This is a genomic window from Bacillus sp. SG20033, assembly GCF_044570195.1.
GTDB lineage: Bacteria > Bacillota > Bacilli > Bacillales > Bacillaceae > Bacillus > Bacillus subtilis.
In genome coordinates, this window is record NZ_CP172606.1 from 3,402,940 (window position 1) to 3,418,868 (window position 15,929).

Annotated in this window: 22 protein-coding genes and 1 riboswitch; of the genes, 2 read left to right on the forward strand and 20 right to left on the reverse strand. The window is 44.3% G+C overall.

Features of this window, described 5'->3' with window-relative positions; translation table 11 throughout:
- Nucleotides 1–8 precede the first annotated feature (8 nt).
- Complete coding sequence (gene sspG / locus ACFVP7_RS17975) at nucleotides 9–155, forward strand: acid-soluble spore protein SspG (protein ID WP_015384584.1); 147 nt, start codon at nucleotides 9–11, stop codon at nucleotides 153–155.
- Nucleotides 155–430, forward strand: a complete 276-nt coding sequence (locus ACFVP7_RS17980; RefSeq protein WP_003243521.1) for a hypothetical protein — start codon at nucleotides 155–157, stop codon at nucleotides 428–430. The genes sspG and ACFVP7_RS17980 overlap by 1 nt, the downstream gene beginning before the upstream one ends.
- Nucleotides 431–493: 63 nt before the next feature.
- On the opposite strand, the gene glxB is transcribed toward ACFVP7_RS17980, so the two are convergent.
- The 20 genes from glxB to ACFVP7_RS18080 form a co-directional block, all read right to left on the reverse strand.
- Nucleotides 494–877 (reverse strand): methylglyoxalase, encoded by a 384-nt coding sequence (gene glxB, locus ACFVP7_RS17985; protein WP_003240869.1) that lies wholly within the window; start codon nucleotides 875–877, stop codon nucleotides 494–496.
- Between the two features lie 109 nt (nucleotides 878–986).
- Nucleotides 987–1,265 carry a helix-turn-helix transcriptional regulator gene (locus tag ACFVP7_RS17990; RefSeq protein ID WP_015251274.1) on the reverse strand — a complete coding sequence of 93 codons (279 nt, stop codon included), beginning with the start codon at nucleotides 1,263–1,265 and terminating at the stop codon, nucleotides 987–989.
- A gap of 240 nt (nucleotides 1,266–1,505) precedes the next feature.
- On the reverse strand, nucleotides 1,506–2,903 hold the full coding sequence (gene sufB / locus ACFVP7_RS17995) for a Fe-S cluster assembly protein SufB (protein WP_003228608.1): 1,398 nt from the start codon (nucleotides 2,901–2,903) through the stop codon (nucleotides 1,506–1,508).
- 20 nt (nucleotides 2,904–2,923) lie between these two features.
- On the reverse strand, nucleotides 2,924–3,367 hold the full coding sequence (gene sufU, locus ACFVP7_RS18000; RefSeq protein ID WP_003222809.1) for a Fe-S cluster assembly sulfur transfer protein SufU: 444 nt from the start codon (nucleotides 3,365–3,367) through the stop codon (nucleotides 2,924–2,926).
- Nucleotides 3,357–4,577, reverse strand: a complete 1,221-nt coding sequence (gene sufS / locus ACFVP7_RS18005) for a cysteine desulfurase SufS (protein ID WP_396582629.1) — start codon at nucleotides 4,575–4,577, stop codon at nucleotides 3,357–3,359. The genes sufU and sufS overlap by 11 nt, the downstream gene beginning before the upstream one ends.
- The gene (gene sufD, locus ACFVP7_RS18010; protein ID WP_396582631.1) at nucleotides 4,577–5,890 is read right to left on the reverse strand and encodes a Fe-S cluster assembly protein SufD; all 1,314 of its coding nucleotides are present in this window, start codon (nucleotides 5,888–5,890) and stop codon (nucleotides 4,577–4,579) included. The genes sufS and sufD overlap by 1 nt, the downstream gene beginning before the upstream one ends.
- 17 nt (nucleotides 5,891–5,907) lie before the next feature.
- On the reverse strand, nucleotides 5,908–6,693 hold the full coding sequence (gene sufC / locus ACFVP7_RS18015; RefSeq protein WP_014477918.1) for a Fe-S cluster assembly ATPase SufC: 786 nt from the start codon (nucleotides 6,691–6,693) through the stop codon (nucleotides 5,908–5,910).
- 193 nt (nucleotides 6,694–6,886) lie between these two features.
- Nucleotides 6,887–7,024 carry a hypothetical protein gene (locus ACFVP7_RS18020; RefSeq protein ID WP_003228600.1) on the reverse strand — a complete coding sequence of 46 codons (138 nt, stop codon included), beginning with the start codon at nucleotides 7,022–7,024 and terminating at the stop codon, nucleotides 6,887–6,889.
- 193 nt (nucleotides 7,025–7,217) lie between these two features.
- On the reverse strand, nucleotides 7,218–7,595 hold the full coding sequence (locus ACFVP7_RS18025) for a carboxymuconolactone decarboxylase family protein (protein ID WP_014477920.1): 378 nt from the start codon (nucleotides 7,593–7,595) through the stop codon (nucleotides 7,218–7,220).
- Nucleotides 7,596–7,679: 84 nt separating this feature from the next.
- A complete protein-coding gene (metQ, locus tag ACFVP7_RS18030; protein WP_032722486.1) occupies nucleotides 7,680–8,504 on the reverse strand; it encodes a methionine ABC transporter substrate-binding lipoprotein MetQ in 825 nt (274 codons plus the stop codon).
- 13 nt (nucleotides 8,505–8,517) lie between these two features.
- A complete protein-coding gene (gene metP, locus ACFVP7_RS18035; RefSeq protein ID WP_003228593.1) occupies nucleotides 8,518–9,186 on the reverse strand; it encodes a methionine ABC transporter permease MetP in 669 nt (222 codons plus the stop codon).
- Nucleotides 9,179–10,204, reverse strand: a complete 1,026-nt coding sequence (gene metN, locus ACFVP7_RS18040) for a methionine ABC transporter ATP-binding protein MetN (RefSeq protein ID WP_003242531.1) — start codon at nucleotides 10,202–10,204, stop codon at nucleotides 9,179–9,181. The genes metP and metN overlap by 8 nt, the downstream gene beginning before the upstream one ends.
- Nucleotides 10,205–10,309: 105 nt before the next feature.
- Nucleotides 10,310–10,416, reverse strand: a riboswitch (SAM riboswitch).
- Nucleotides 10,417–10,530: 114 nt separating this feature from the next.
- The gene (locus ACFVP7_RS18045) at nucleotides 10,531–10,875 is read right to left on the reverse strand and encodes an SCP2 sterol-binding domain-containing protein (RefSeq protein WP_003228587.1); all 345 of its coding nucleotides are present in this window, start codon (nucleotides 10,873–10,875) and stop codon (nucleotides 10,531–10,533) included.
- Nucleotides 10,876–10,981: 106 nt separating this feature from the next.
- Entirely contained in the window at nucleotides 10,982–11,302 is a 321-nt protein-coding gene (locus ACFVP7_RS18050; protein ID WP_003228585.1) for a thioredoxin family protein, read from the reverse strand.
- 1 nt (nucleotide 11,303) lies between these two features.
- The gene (locus ACFVP7_RS18055; RefSeq protein ID WP_396583270.1) at nucleotides 11,304–11,666 is read right to left on the reverse strand and encodes a toprim domain-containing protein; all 363 of its coding nucleotides are present in this window, start codon (nucleotides 11,664–11,666) and stop codon (nucleotides 11,304–11,306) included.
- Nucleotides 11,667–11,743: 77 nt separating this feature from the next.
- Nucleotides 11,744–11,980: a YusG family protein gene (locus ACFVP7_RS18060; RefSeq protein WP_396582636.1), complete on the reverse strand. Its 237-nt coding sequence runs from the start codon at nucleotides 11,978–11,980 to the stop codon at nucleotides 11,744–11,746.
- 55 nt (nucleotides 11,981–12,035) lie between these two features.
- Nucleotides 12,036–12,419 carry a glycine cleavage system protein GcvH gene (gene gcvH / locus ACFVP7_RS18065; protein ID WP_003222781.1) on the reverse strand — a complete coding sequence of 128 codons (384 nt, stop codon included), beginning with the start codon at nucleotides 12,417–12,419 and terminating at the stop codon, nucleotides 12,036–12,038.
- Nucleotides 12,420–12,485: 66 nt separating this feature from the next.
- Nucleotides 12,486–12,842: an arsenate reductase family protein gene (locus tag ACFVP7_RS18070; RefSeq protein WP_003222779.1), complete on the reverse strand. Its 357-nt coding sequence runs from the start codon at nucleotides 12,840–12,842 to the stop codon at nucleotides 12,486–12,488.
- A gap of 110 nt (nucleotides 12,843–12,952) precedes the next feature.
- Nucleotides 12,953–14,737 (reverse strand): acyl-CoA dehydrogenase FadE, encoded by a 1,785-nt coding sequence (fadE, locus tag ACFVP7_RS18075; RefSeq protein ID WP_021480562.1) that lies wholly within the window; start codon nucleotides 14,735–14,737, stop codon nucleotides 12,953–12,955.
- A 14-nt stretch (nucleotides 14,738–14,751) separates the two neighbouring features.
- Nucleotides 14,752–15,927 carry an acetyl-CoA C-acetyltransferase gene (locus tag ACFVP7_RS18080; RefSeq protein WP_396582638.1) on the reverse strand — a complete coding sequence of 392 codons (1,176 nt, stop codon included), beginning with the start codon at nucleotides 15,925–15,927 and terminating at the stop codon, nucleotides 14,752–14,754.
- Between the last annotated feature and the right edge of the window lie 2 nt (nucleotides 15,928–15,929).

A 15,929-nucleotide genomic window follows, 5' to 3' on the forward strand; every position in this document is an offset into this window, starting at 1 on the left:
ATGATACCATGAGCGAAAATCGTCATGAAAATGAAGAAAACAGACGCGATGCGGCAGTCGCAAAGGTCCAAAACAGCGGTAATGCAAAAGTCGTGGTCAACGTGAATACAGATCAGGATCAGGCACAGGCGCAGTCACAAGACGGAGAAGACTAATGAACGAAAACATCATTCCTCTCAACAGACATACTCAAGAGATACCCACTACTGAATCTGTTATCAAAAACAGCGGCAACTCAGAGGTCCATATCGACATTCACATTGATACAATGCCAATTGCTTTTGCTATATTATGCTCTGCATTAGCCGCAAAGCAGATGACAAAAGAGGAATTCGATATGGCTTATACTCAATTGCGAGAGATGAACAGAGAAAATAACAGCAGATCATCTGTAAAGCAAATTATCAATCAGGAGACAGAAGAAGAGTAAAAAACCGCGGCCCCTCGGCCAGCGGTTTTTCTTCTGCATACAAAAAGGACGCGACTGAATCGGTTACTTCTGTACAATTTGAATAAGGTTACCGCATGTATCATCGAAGACAGCAATTGTGACTTCGCCCATTTTTGTCGGTTCCATCGTAAACGTCACGCCTTTTTCCTTTAATCGGTTGTACTCTTTTTGAATATCTGCAACGCCAAACATTGTGGCCGGGAAGCCTTCGGAGAATATCTTCTTTTGATACTCCTTGGCGGCAGGATGTTCATTCGGTTCGAGTAAAAGCTCGGTTCCGTCTTGATCATCTGGAGAAACAAGCGTTATCCACCTGAATTTCCCCATGGGAACATCCTCCTTTTTTACAAACCCCAGTTTTTCTGTATAGAACTTCAGTGCCTTGTCTTGATCTTGCACGAATATACTAGTCACAATGATTTTCATATTGTTGTTTCCTCCTTTGATATTTATGGTGTATGGTACTGTGCAAACAATCCGGCTTCAAGCAAAACAAACCAACATTTTACAGAAAGTCAGTGCTGGTTTTATAAAATTACTCTATCCATCCTTTCAGCAAATTTTTAAGCGGTTCGTTGTTGAATATAAGTACTCGATATTTTCCCTTTCGTTTTGATGTTACGAGTCCTGCATCCTCCAGTACAGAAAGGTGTTTAGCTATCGCCTGTCGCGTAATAGAAAGGTCGTACTTTGTAATAAGACGTATCGTAAGTTCATACAACGTCAGCTCGTTGCGTTCAGATAATTCGTCTAATATAAGCCGCCGAGTCGAATCGCCGAGTGCTTTGAATATAGCGTCTTTGTTCCAATTCATATATTGAGTATAAGCAACTCATTAGTTGCATGTCAAGCATAAGCAACTGTATGGTTGCGTGATATAGAAACTGAACCTATCCGGCGCAGGTCTGAAATATTCTAATCGATAAGGAATTAAAACCATTAAAATAACAGTGGATATGTCTCTGAAAAATAAAAGAAGACGAACTTCAAAAGTTCGTCTTCTACAATCAAATTCGGCACGCCAGCCCCTTGATAAACAAAGGGGTTTTCATCATTAACCGATAGAACCTTCCATTTCGAACTTAATCAAACGGTTCATTTCTACTGCGTATTCCATTGGAAGCTCTTTTGTGAATGGCTCGATAAAGCCCATTACGATCATTTCAGTTGCTTCTTCTTCAGAAATACCGCGGCTCATTAAGTAGAAGAGCTGCTCTTCAGATACTTTAGACACTTTCGCTTCGTGCTCCAATGAAATGTTATCATTTAAGATTTCATTGTAAGGAATTGTGTCTGACGTTGATTTGTTATCCATAATGAGCGTATCGCACTCGATGTTAGAGCGAGCGCCTTCCGCTTTGCGCCCGAAGTGGACGATTCCGCGGTACGTTACTTTTCCGCCCTGTTTTGAAATCGATTTTGATACGATTGTAGATGATGTGTTTGGTGCAAGGTGAATCATTTTCGCACCTGCATCCTGATGCTGGCCTTTACCCGCAAGAGCGATAGAAAGCGTCATACCGCGCGCGCCTTCGCCTTTTAGGATACAAGCCGGATATTTCATTGTCAGCTTAGAACCGATGTTGCCGTCGATCCATTCCATTGTTGCGTTTTCTTCACAGACTGTACGCTTTGTTACAAGGTTGTAAACGTTGTTCGCCCAGTTTTGGATCGTTGTATAACGGCAGTAGCCGCCTTTTTTCACGATGATCTCAACGACCGCACTGTGAAGTGAGTTTGTTGTGTAAACAGGCGCCGTACAGCCTTCAACATAATGAACGCTTGCTTCTTCGTCAACAATGATCAGTGTACGTTCGAACTGACCCATGTTCTCAGAGTTGATACGGAAGTAAGCTTGAAGCGGTGTTTCAACCTTCACGCCTTTAGGCACGTAGATGAAAGATCCGCCGGACCAAACAGCTGAGTTAAGCGCCGCAAACTTGTTATCAGTCGGCGGAATTACTTTTGCCCAGTGCTCACGGAAAATATCTTCATTCTCTTTCAGCGCGCTGTCAGTGTCTTTAAAGACGATGCCTTGCGCTTCAAGATCTTCTTTCATGTTGTGGTATACAACCTCAGATTCGTACTGAGCAGAAACACCCGCAAGGTATTTTTGTTCAGCTTCAGGAATACCGAGCTTGTCGAATGTTTGTTTAATTTCTTCAGGAACTTCATCCCAAGAACGCTCTGAACGCTCAGACGGTTTTACGTAGTACGTAATTTCGTCAAAGTTCAGTGAGTTTAAATCTCCGCCCCATTGAGGCATCGGCATGTTGTAGAAATGCTCAAGTGATTTCAAGCGGAAGTCAAGCATCCATTGAGGCTCTTCTTTCATGCGAGAAATTTCTTCTACGATTTCTTTTGTCAATCCGCGCTCTGAACGGAAAATGGAAACGTCCTTGTCGTGAAAACCATACTTGTATTCACCAATATCAGGCATTTTTTTAGCCATCCATTTTCACTCCAATCCTTTTAATTGCCGCCTTCTTCTTTCGCGACTCCTTTTTCAAGTGCTTTCCATGAGAGGGTTGCACATTTGATACGGGCCGGGAATTTTGAAACGCCTTGAAGGGCTTCAATATCCCCGAGATCTATAGAATCATCATACTCTTTCCCTTGCATCATATCCGAGAAAATCTTAGACATGGAAAGGGCAGTTTCAATATCTTTCCCTTTAATCGCCTGAGTCATCATCGAAGCGGATGCCATTGAAATGGAACAGCCTTCCCCTTCAAATTTCGCATCTTCCACGATGTCTCCGTCAAGCTTCATTGTCAGTCTGATGCGGTCTCCGCATGTCGGATTGTTCATATCCACGACGATGCTGTCATTCAAAACCCCTTTATTGCGCGGGTTTTTGTAATGATCCATAATCACCTGTCTGTACAATGTATCTAAGTTTGCATTAAAAGACATTTGTAAAATACTCCTTTGTCTTTTGAAGAGCTTCCACAAGCTTATCAATCTCTTCCTCTGTATTATACAGATAAAAGCTTGCTCTTGCAGTAGCAGTTACATCCAGCCATTTCATCAGCGGCTGCGCGCAATGGTGGCCGGCTCTGACTGCAATTCCCTCCGCATCAAGCACAGTCGCCACATCGTGCGGATGAACATCATCAAGGTTGAATGTGACAAGCCCAGCACGCTCTTCCGGTCCGTAAACTGTTACGCCGTCAAGCTGGCGGAAGCGTTCAAGCGCATAAGCTGCAAGCTTGTGCTCATGGCGGGAAATCTCATCAAGACCGATTTCTTCGAGAAAATCAATGGCGGCACCGAGACCGATTGCTCCTGCAATGATCGGCGTACCCGCTTCGAATTTCCACGGAAGCTCTTTCCAAGTTGATTCATAAAGCCCGACAAAGTCGATCATTTCACCGCCGAATTCGGCAGGCTCCATGTTTTCCAGCAGGGCTTTCTTTCCGTACAGCACACCAACACCGGTAGGTCCGCACATTTTATGGGAAGAAAGCGCAAAGAAGTCGCAATCGAGATCCTGCACGTCAATTTTCATGTGAGGCGTGCTTTGTGCACCGTCCACCACAATGACAGCCCCATTGTCATGAGCGATTTTCGCCATTTCTTTAATCGGGTTGACCGTGCCGAGGACATTAGATACATGAGACACCGCAACAATTTTTGTGTTGCTTGTGACCGTTTCTCTGACGTCTTCTAAAGAAATCGTTCCGTCTTCCTGCAGCGGAATATATTTTAATGTGGCGCCAGTTGCTTTTACAGTCTGCTGCCACGGAATGATATTCGCATGATGCTCCATGTAGGTGATGACCACTTCATCACCAGGTTTCAGGTTGGCGCGCGCATAGCTTAACGCCACCATATTCAGTGATGTGGTCGTGCCTTTTGTGAAAATAATCTCAGCCATTGACTTCGCGTTAATAAACTTGCGGACTTTTTCACGCGCTCCTTCATAACCATCTGTCGCTCTGGTTCCAAGTGTATGGACGCCCCGGTGAACATTGGAATTGTATTGGTTATAATACTTATCCAGTGTTTCAATGACAGCACGCGGCTTCTGGGAAGTCGCCGCGCTGTCGAGATAAACGAGATCATGTCCGTTCACTTGCTGATGAAGGATCGGGAACTGTTCACGAATATCTGTGATATTCATTACTTCACTTTCCTTTCGATAACAGAAACTAATTGTTTCTTAACGCCTTCAATCGGAAGTTCATTTACTACCGGTGCAAGGAATCCGTAAATGACTAAGCGTTCTGCTTCTTCTTTCGGAATTCCGCGGCTCATCAGGTAGTAAAGCTGAATAGGGTCCACACGGCCGACAGATGCCGCATGTCCTGCAGTTACATCGTCTTCGTCAATTAAAAGAATAGGGTTTGCGTCTCCGCGTGCTTTTTCGCTAAGCATCAGCACGCGTGATTCTTGCTCCGCATTCGCTTTAGAAGCGCCATGTTCGATTTTGCCGATTCCGTTAAAGATAGAAGAAGCGGAATCCTTCATCACACCGTGCTTCAAGATATAGCCTTCAGAAGCTTTACCGAAATGGATGATTTGTGTTGTGAAGTTTTCTGTTTGCTCTCCTCTTCCGACAACAACCGTTTTCGTATCGCCGTATGTGCCGTCACCGTAAAGGTTTGTTGTATTTTCGGAAATCGTGTCGCCGTCGTTCATCAGGCCAAGAGCCCACTCGATTTTGCTGTCGCGTCCGCGCGCAGCACCGCGGCGGTTCACATAAGTTGTCACACCGCTTGACAGATTATCCACCGCACCGTATGTCACGCTGGCATTATCACCTGTGATGACCTCACTGATAATATTGAAGACAGCGTCTTTCGGGTTTACAGTGCTGATGTAGTTTTCTACATATGTTACAGAGCTGTGGTCTTCAGCCACAATCAGCACGTGGTTGAATAGAGCTGTATCATTGCTTTCGTGGACATAAACAGCCTGAACCGGCGTCTCCACCTGAACATTTTTCGGAACATAAAGGAATGCTCCTCCGTTAACAAGAGCCCCGTGAAGTGCAGTTAACTTATGTTCGTCAACTTTCACGCCGTCCTTCATAAAGTATTTCTCCACCAAGTCGCTGTGCTCACGTGCAGCAGTCAGAATATCAGTGAAGATGACGCCTTTGTCTTTCAATTCTTGAGAAAGAGAAAGATATGCCGGCGTCTGGTCACGCTGTACGTATAATGTTTTATCTTCGTTTTCAACGTCGATCAGCGCTTTTACTTCATCAGTCAAATCCTCTAATGAAGAAAGCGGTTCGTTATCCACTGTATGCTTCGTGAAATTCGTGAAGTTCCAGTTTGTGATTTTTGTTTTGTCAGGTTTCGGCATCGGCAGATCCTCAGCTTGTTCAAGAGCCTGTAAGCGCAGGTTCTTCAGCCAGGCAGGTTCTTGGTGCTTTTCGGAAAAGCTTTTGAGATACTCCTGATCTACGGATAGTTTTGTACCTAGTGTCATATTAATCCCCCTAACGCTTACGCTTCTTGGCCAACAGTTTCGTCTTCAATGCCAAGTTCTTGTTTGATCCAGTCATAACCTTCTGCTTCAAGACGCTGAGCAAGCTCTGCACCGCCGGATTTTACAACGCGGCCTTGCATCATAACGTGAACAACATCCGGAGTGATGTAGTTTAACAGGCGCTGATAGTGCGTGATCATCAGGCAGCCGAAGCTTTCGCTGCGCATTTTGTTGATCCCTTTTGATACAACTTTCAAAGCGTCAATATCAAGACCTGAGTCAATTTCATCAAGGATGGCGATTTTCGGTTCAATCATCATTAATTGAAGGATTTCGTTGCGTTTTTTCTCCCCGCCTGAGAAGCCTTCGTTAAGATAGCGCTGAGCCATTTCAGGGTCCATTTCAAGGAACTCCATGTTTTCGTCCATTTTGCGGATGAATTTCATGAGAGAAATTTCATCGCCTTCTTCTCTGCGCGCGTTGATTGCTGAGCGAAGGAAGTCGGCATTTGTCACACCGCTGATTTCACTTGGGTACTGCATCGCAAGGAATAAGCCTGCCTGCGCACGCTCGTCCACTTCCATCTCCAGTACATCTTTGCCGTCAAGCGTGATGCTGCCTTTTGTTACTTCATATTTAGGATGCCCCATAATAGCAGCTGATAAAGTGGATTTACCAGTTCCGTTCGGGCCCATTACTGCGTGGAATTCTCCACCTTTTATTTCAAGGTTTACACCCTTTAAGATCTCTTTCCCTTCGATTTCAACGTGAAGATCTTTGATCGTTAATGTTGAAGCAGCCATATCTATACCTCCAAAAATATATAATCATTATTCTCATTTTATTCTCATTCTAATTTTATAACAAATGAAAAGTAAATACAACTTTTTATCGTGCCTAGCACATTCCTCAAGTTTAACAAAGATCAGCACTTTATTAAAGCGATTGAAAAAGAAAAAGAGTGGATTCCCACCCTTTTTTAAAAGATTGATTTTCTCAATAAGCTCCCGCAGAAATCCGCTTGCTTTTTTCGTAATCAAGCTCTCTCTGCCGCTCTACTTTCATTCTTGTTTCCAGCCGGCGTCCATATTCCTCGTATCCAATTCCGTGTGACAGCTGCATCGCTTTTTCCATTTCTGACGTATAATCGAGGTTCAGTCTGTCCTGGCTGCTGCAAATAATGAATCAATCCCTTCATATATTTGCTTTTTATTGTACCAGTGCTGCGTTGGATGCCGCAAAAACGATTTGGCGTGAAATAGCGGCAGATGAGACGAAAGCATCCTTTCAGAACAAATGAGAATGGTTTTTCGGAATATTCCTTCTCTTAATGCGTGGTGTTTCCGAATTCCTCAATGCACTGTTGAACGACTGTCACGCCTTGGCTGAAAGCTGCGCCGCCTCCAAATGCCGCTGCCACACTGACGGCTTCGAGAATGTTTTCTTCTGTCGCTCCCTGATCGAGACAGCCTTTTGTATGATAGATCATGCAATATTCGTCCTGAGCATTGATGGCAATTCCGAGGGCGATCAGCTGTTTTTCTCTTTCAGTCAGAGAATTCCCGGCAAAGCACTGTTCAGTAAATTCGTTAAATTTTCTTCCCATCAGCGGCATCTTTTGTTCAAATGTGCCTAAACCATGTTTATATTGTTTTAACGCGTCCTGCATGCTTCCTCTGTCTTGATTCAAAGAAAATCCCTCCATCTGTTTAACATTCCTTTTTATTATGAACAGCTTTTAAGAAAATACGCGAAAAAAACCCCGGATTTCTCATCCGGGGTTTCAGTCTTATTCAGATACAGGAAGCACAGCTCCGTCGTATTTTTTCTCGATGAAGTCTTTGATCTTTTTAGAATGAAGAACTTCCATCAGCGCTTTGATTTTGGCAGAATCTTCTTCGCCTTTTCTTACTGCGATAATGTTAGCGTATGGGTTGTTTTTCGTTGATTCTACTTCAATTGCATCTTTTTTAGGATTTAATTTATTTTGGATCGCATAGTTTACATTGATGAAGGCCGCGTCTCCTTCTTTGTTTTCATATGCTTTTGCCGTTAATTCAGGCGCTACTTTTTTGAATTCAAGGTTTTTCGGGTTTTTCTTAATGTCTTTCAATGTTGCGTCAACTGTTTCTACCTTAGAATCAAGAGTGATTAATCCAGCGTTTTCAAGCATTGCAAGCATACGTCCTTGTTCAGCAACGTTGTTTGTCAGAATGATTGTCGCACCGTCTGGAAGGTCTTTCAGTGATTTGTATGTTTTAGAGTAAATACCGAATGGCTCTAAGTGAACAGCGCCGGCATTCACAAGTTTGTAATCTGTGTTTTCTTTCATTTCTTGCTCAAGGTAAGGAATGTGCTGGAAGTAGTTCGCGTCCACTTCTTTATCAGCTAAAGCTTTGTTGTACATTTTGTAATCACTAAGCACTTTCACTTTCAGCGTATAACCTTTTTCTTTCAGCAATGGTTCAGCTTCTTTTAAAATTTCCGCATGCGGTGTTTTCGTTGCCGCAACGACAATTTCTTTCTTGCCGGATTCAGCGCCGTTATTCGAACCGCAGGCAGCCATAACTCCTGCAAATACAAGCAGTAATGCACCCAAAAATAGCTTTTTCAATGTAAATCCTCCCTTATCGTTTGTCTATAATATTTGTTATTAGATCACCGATGATTTGAATAATAAACACGATGATTAAAATAAACACAGTAGCAACGAAGGTAACATCAGCGTTATTAGACTGATATCCTTCTACGTACGCAAGGTTTCCAAGGCCTCCTGAACCAATGGCTCCGGCAATTGCCGTTGAGCCGATCAAAGCGATGGCTGTAACCGTAATGCCAGAAATAAGAGCAGGCATTGATTCCGGAATCAGCACTTTGAAAATAATCGTAGACGTTTTCGCGCCCATTGATTTAGCTGCTTCAATCACACCTTTATCCACCTCACGCAACGCGATTTCAACAAGGCGCGCGTAAAATGGTGCCGAGCCGATTACCAGCGCCGGCAATGCGGCGTTTGGCCCTAAGATCGTGCCGACTAAAAATTTCGTAAAACCTAATAGTAAAATAATTAAAATAAGGAACGGAATCGATCTGAATATGTTAACAACGGCCGCAATCACTGAGTTGACCGCTTTATTCTGCCAGAGGCTTCCTTTGCTCGTCAGAAAGAGCAGCAAGCCGAGGATGACCCCGATGACAAAAGCAAACAGTAAAGAAATCAGCGTCATATAAAGTGTTTCATATGTCGCGTTCCATAATTCAGTTAAATCAACGTTCGGGAAGTATTTTTCAAACATTCGTGATCACCTCTGCTTTCACCTGTTTGTCATTAATGAATCGGATCACGTTTTGCACTTCTTCCTCGTCTCCGTCAATGTGGATGAACAGTGAACCGTAAGCCCCATCCTTCGTCTGCGAAATTTTCCCTTGCAGAATATTGACGCTGACATTGAAGTTTCTGATCATCTCTGTAATCAGAGGCTGTTCAGCTGACTCACCGACAAATGTGAGCTGAACCATTTTTCCTGATGCTGTATCATCAAGAAGGTGCTGAAGCGTCTCTTTCGTTTCTTCCGGCTCTGTCACCTGTTGAACAAATCGTTTTGTCATTTGTTCCTTTGGATTTTTAAAGACATCGAGAACCTCGCCTTCTTCGACCACCTTGCCGTTTTCCATGACGGCGACTCTGTTGCAGATTTTGCGGATGACATGCATTTCGTGCGTAATCAGCACAATCGTCAAACCGAGTCTTTCATTAATATCGGACAATAGATCCAGAATTGAATCTGTCGTTTGCGGATCTAATGCTGATGTCGCTTCGTCACAAAGGAGAACCTTCGGATTGTTTGCAAGCGCTCTGGCAATTCCGACACGCTGCTTCTGCCCGCCGCTCAGCTGGGACGGATATGATTTTTCTTTTCCTTCTAAACCTACCAGTTTAATCAGTTCATTGGCGCGCTTGATCCGCTCGCTCTTTTTCACCCCGGCAATTTCTAAAGGAAACATGATATTATCTCTGACGGTCCGCGACCAAAGCAAATTGAAATGCTGGAAAATCATACTGATCTCATGGCGTGCTTTTCTTAAACCGCGTCCATTTACTTCATTAATCTTGGTTCCCGCCACTTCCACGGTTCCTGAGGTTGGTTTCTCAAGGCCGTTCAGCAGACGGATTAAGGAACTCTTACCAGCTCCGCTATATCCTATAATTCCAAAAATCTCACCTTTTTTAATGGAAAGCGAGACGTTTTGGACAGCATTGACATCTCCATGTTTCGACTTGTAAACTTTTGAAACATCCTGAAGATTGATCAAAGCAATCACCTGCCTTAACACTATTCTAAGAAATCTTCCGGTTTTTTCTGCAAAAGAAAAGCCTTTCTGCACACTTGAGCAGAAAGGCTTATATAAAATGCCTTTCTCTCATCTTTCAAAGCTGAACGCTTCGTGTGAATTGGCACCATTTCAACAGTGTTGATGGTTGCCGGGCTTCATAGGGCACTTCCCTCCACCTCTCTTGATAAGAGAAATATATAGTCTTTTTCGTCCGGAAATTCTTAATGTAGAATAGCACGGCGAATGATTAAATGTCAATAAAATAAATGATGTCAACTTTTACTATTATAATAATTTATTATTTTTTAATTTTTTAAAATCCTCTGAAAAAATCCATTTGTCAGCCAGAGAATGGCTTCCAGCTTTAACAGGGCCCTGAATGACCCCTTTACTTTGAGGCTTCCGCTCTGAATCAGGTGCTGAAGGGAAATGTCTCCGTGCAATAAATCAATAATTTCCGTTTGGTTTCCGTAAAAGGTCAGGTTGGACGTTTGGGGCGGAGAAACTTTTTTCATTTCTCCCTGTTCGTTTATTGAGACGGTTAAGGCTTCTGCTTCTCCTTGGAAGGTAATGAGCAATGTTGAGGCATTCAAAAGGGGTTTTAAAAACAGATGCTGATACTCATCTTCTAAAACTTCCGCTTTCTCCATATGTACAACCTCCTATTTGTTGGTCATACATACACATTTCTCTCTTTGTCGCAAGAACCCCTTTATAAAACGAACGACAATTTCATTGGATATGCTGAGAAATATGTCATAAATGGGATGCGGAAGATGATTTTTGTTTGATCAGCTCATATAAATAAGAAACGGAATGAAATGCATATCCTCTTTCGACCATCTTTCCGCCTTTAAACAGCAGAAAACAAGGGACGCTTTCAATTTGATACGCTTTTGCGAATGTCGGAGAGTAATTGACATTGTTTTGATAGAAGGCGACATCCGGCAGCATTTCTTTCACCACTGTCAGCATTTTGCTTGCAAGCTGGCAGGTGCCGCAAAACGGAGTATATAAATATAGAAGGTACACATCATCTTCAATGTGATCAAGTTCGTGTTCTTGGAGTTCTTTCATGCTATACACCTCGGGACTTTCTTTCAAGAAAAATAGTATGGACATTCAGATTCGCACGCAGCAATACAGAAGCGATATGGTGCCTGGGCGCAGCCGCTACTTCCTTATAGGCTCTGTCGACATGGAGATGGCAGGCTTCATTAAATTCACGCTTCAGCTGTTTTCTCAATTTCTCACCTGATTCATCAGCATCAACTAATATATAGACGTCTTTATCATAAAGCTCGTCAGCCAATCCCTCGAGCCTCAGCTGGCTGATTGTTCCGTTTGTGCAGATAATGCGCACCGGTTCATTCAGGACGCTTTCGATTTTCTCTTTATCTGATTTCCCCTCGACAATCATAACCTTTTCCAGCTCATCCATCTTCATCTTGTTCACCTGCCGCGTCAAATTTGAAACGTTCAGATTGTAAAAGAAGGCAGTGAAATTCACCGCCAACATTAACACCAGCCGTTTTCGTAGTCACAATCTACATATTTTGCGTCGTCTCCAGAGACCACATCGACTGTCTTATAAAATTTCTCATTTTCAAAGGAATAACCGGACTTAAGCTCATATTCATTCATGCTTGTCATTTGGCCGATCATCTCATTATCATGATATAACGAGAGCCGGCCATTTTGAAAGCGGCCTGTCACGTCATTGGTGACATCGAGCTTTTGTTTGTCGAAAGCCATATTGGACACCTCCCATAACGTTAGCGTGTCCAATTGCTTTTACGGCTATCCTGTTTTAGTCTTCTTGTGTCATCTCTTCGTATTGCTCTGCTGTCATCAGTTTTTCAATTTCAGAAGCGTCAGATGGCTCAACGACGATCATCCATGCTTTTTCGTACGGAGATTCGTTGACGAATTCCGGACTGTCATCAAGATCTTCGTTTACTTCCACAACCGTTCCGTTAATCGGTGCATAAAGCTCAGATACCGTTTTAACGGATTCAACACTGCCGAATGGCTCGTCCGCTTTGATTTCAGCGCCCACTTCAGGAAGTTCGACAAACACGATGTCGCCTAGTTCGGACTGGGCAAAATGCGTAATTCCGATTCTGGCTTTTTCTCCTTCAACTTTTACCCACTCGTGTTCTCCTGAGTAACGCAAATCTTTTGGTATGCTCAATTGAATCCCTCCATTTTTTACAGCACTACAATAAGAAGATACCACACTTTTCAAAAAAAATTTACATTAAGCCCAGTTTTCTTCAAATTGGTCTTCTTTAAATCCGACAGTCACTTTTTCACCGTCTGTTGTAAGCGGGCGTTTGATCAGCATACCATCTGAAGCCAGCAGCTCGAGCTGTTCGTCCTCTGACATGTGATACAGCTTTTCCTTGAGATTGAGTTCGCGGTATTTCATGCCGCTCGTGTTGAAAAATTTCTTGAGATCCAGCCCGCTTTTTTCATAAAGCGCTTTTAATTCTTCTTTGCTTGGCGGCTGCTCAGCAATATGTATTTCGTTTATTTCTTTTCCATGCTCTTCAAGCCACTTCTTTGCTTTGCGGCACGTTCCGCATTTAGGGTACCAGTAAAAAGTTAACGACATCTTCTTCCCCCTCAATAAAATAATCGAGGTTATTTTAACACAGTTTGTTTTAAAAACCTAAAACAGTGCTTCTTAAAAAAGAGCTCCGCGCATTCGGAGCTCTTGGCCAATCAGACAGTATATTTCTCAGCCTCAAAAATGCCTGCCGCCGCCTCGCGTTTTTTCTGAATCACGTTTTTAGGCGTTACGCGTGTCAGCTTGCGCAGAGCGGAAAGCATCATGCGGAGTGAATCTCCTTCTTCCATTGCGATAAGGGATTCCTTCGCATGCGCTTCAATTTCGTTAAAGGCCTCTTGAACGAAAATTTCTGTGTACAGCACCTTTTGCGCTGCTTTTTCAGCGCCTTGTGCGGCAATGGCCTTTTCCGTTCTGAGCACGGCTGATTCCATTGCGTATACATTGCTGACGATATCCGCTACGTTCACGAGAATTTCTTGCTCACGATCGATCGCTTTTCCGTATTTTTGCGCGGCTAGGCCGGCAGCAAACAACGCAATTTTTTTGGCTTGCTTGACGATATATTTCTCCTGCTCTAAGACGCCGCTTCCAGGCTCTTCAGGCATAAGCATCATGAGTTCTTCCTGCAGCGACTGCGCTTTTTCGAATAAAGGCAGCTCGCCTTTAAGCGCTTTTTTCAGGAAGGTGCTTGGCACGATTAACCTGTTGATTTCGTTTGTGCCTTCAAAAATCCGATTGATCCTTGAATCCCTATAGGCCCTTTCTACTTCGTACTCCTGCATAAAGCCGTAGCCTCCATGAATCTGCACGCCTTCATCAACGATATAATCAAGCGTTTCAGAGCCGAATACCTTATTCAGAGAGCATTCGATGGCGTATTCCGCAATCGATTTGGCGATTTGCCGGCCGTCCTTGAGATCTTCGGCCGTGAACTGGCTCATATTGTCTTCAAACAGCCCGACGGTTCTGTATACAGAGCTTTCCATCGCATACAGCCTTGAGGCCATTGTCCCGATTTTTTCCTGTGTCAATGAAAAACCAGCAATCGGCGTTTTAAATTGGCGGCGCTGATTTGCGTATGCCGCAGACAGCTCGATGACGCGTTTAGATGCGCCGATTGTGCCAACCGCCAGTTTGTAACGGCCGATGTTTAAAATATTAAAGGCGATGACATGCCCTTTGCCGATTTCTCCGAGCAGGTTTTCCTTTGGCACTTCAGCTTGATCCAGAATGAGGGTTCTTGTCGATGATCCCTTGATTCCCATTTTCTTTTCTTCCGGTCCCGTGGAGACACCCGGGAACTCTTTTTCTACAATAAAGGCTGAAAACTTGTCGCCGTCTACCTTAGCGTAAACCACAAATACATCGGCAAAAGCAGAGTTGGTAATCCACTGTTTTTCCCCTGTTAATACATAATGGGTTCCTGCTTCATTCAGCACAGCTGTTGTTTTTGCTCCAAGTGCATCAGACCCAGAGCCAGGCTCAGTCAGAGCATAAGCGGCGATCTTTTCGCCTGAAGCGAGTCCAGGCAAATATTTTTTCTTTTGTTCTTCTGACCCGAAAAAGACGATCGGCAAGGAACCGATACCGACATGCGCGCCATAAGAAAGAGAAAAGCTTCCCGCACGCGAAAATTTCTCAGTGATGAGTGCCGAGCTGATTTTATCTAGGCCGAGCCCTCCGTATTCTTCCGGCACATCGGCGCCAAGCAGTCCTAGTTCGCCCGCTTTCTTCAACAGTCTGACAGAATGCTCGAATTGGTGGTTTTCGATATCATCTATATGAGGGAGAACATCTTGCTCGATGTAATCCTCTGTTGTTTTCGCAATCATTTTATGCTCGTCAGTGAAATCCTCCGGTGTATACATTTGATCGTATGTGACATCCTCGATTAAAAATCCGCCGCCTTTTTGTACTTCAGCCGCTTTTTTTGCCATTTGTTTTTCCCCCTTTAGCATAATTCAAATACACCGGCCGCTCCCATCCCGCCGCCGATACACATGGTCACGACTCCAAATTGCTCGTTTCTCCGTTTCATTTCATGGATGAGTGAGAGTGTAAGCTTTGTGCCTGTACAGCCAAGCGGGTGTCCAAGCGCGATTGCGCCCCCGTTGACATTCACTTTTTCTTCATCAATTCCCAATTCCCTGATTACTTGAATGGCCTGTGAGGCAAAAGCTTCATTCAGTTCAAACAAGCCGATGTCCTGCAGCTGAAGTCCGGCAAGCTTCAAAGCGCGCGGAATCGCTTCCACCGGTCCGATTCCCATCACTTCCGGCGGCACGCCGCCTACCGCAAAGGAGCGGAATTTCACAAGCGGCGCCAGGCCAAGAGCATCGGCTTTTTCCCGGTCCATCAGCATGACAGCCGCCGCTCCGTCACTCGTCTGCGAGGAATTGCCCGCAGTCACCGTCCCGTCAACGGAAAAGGCCGGGCGCAATGTCGATAAGATGTCTGCAGTCGTTTGCGGGCGAACACCTTCATCCTGAGAAAATACAAATTGTTTTTCCTGAGGCTTATGGTTTTCTCCAATTTTTGTCACCGTCACTTCTACGGGTACAATTTCATCTTTAAATTTTCCTTCTGCAAGGGCTTTAGCGGCGTTTTGGTGGCTGCGAACGGCAAACGCGTCTTGATCCTCACGGGAGACGCCGTATTTTTTCGCGACTTGCTCGGCTGTGTGTCCCATGCTCATATAATATTCCGGCGCCTTTTCTGCCAAAGCAAGGTTCGGACGGGTAACATGCCCCATCATCGGAACTTGCGACATGGATTCCGCTCCGCCGGCGATCGCTGTATCGTAGGCGCCCAGCATAATTTTTTCTGCTGCATATGCAATAGACTGAAGGCCTGAAGAGCAATAACGGTTAACTGTAATCGCCGGAACCGTGTACGGCAGGCCCGCGAGCGCACCGATATTTCTCGCCATATTAAGCCCCTGCTCCGCTTCAGGCGTTGCACAGCCAATAATCAAATCGTCAATATTGCCTTCGTAACCGCCTGCCCGTTTCAGTGTCTCTTTTACACAAATCGCTCCCAAATCATCCGGGCGAACGGTGGCCAACGATCCTTTTTTTGCTTTTCCAACCGGTGTTCTTGCACCTGACACAATGACTGCCTCTTTCATAA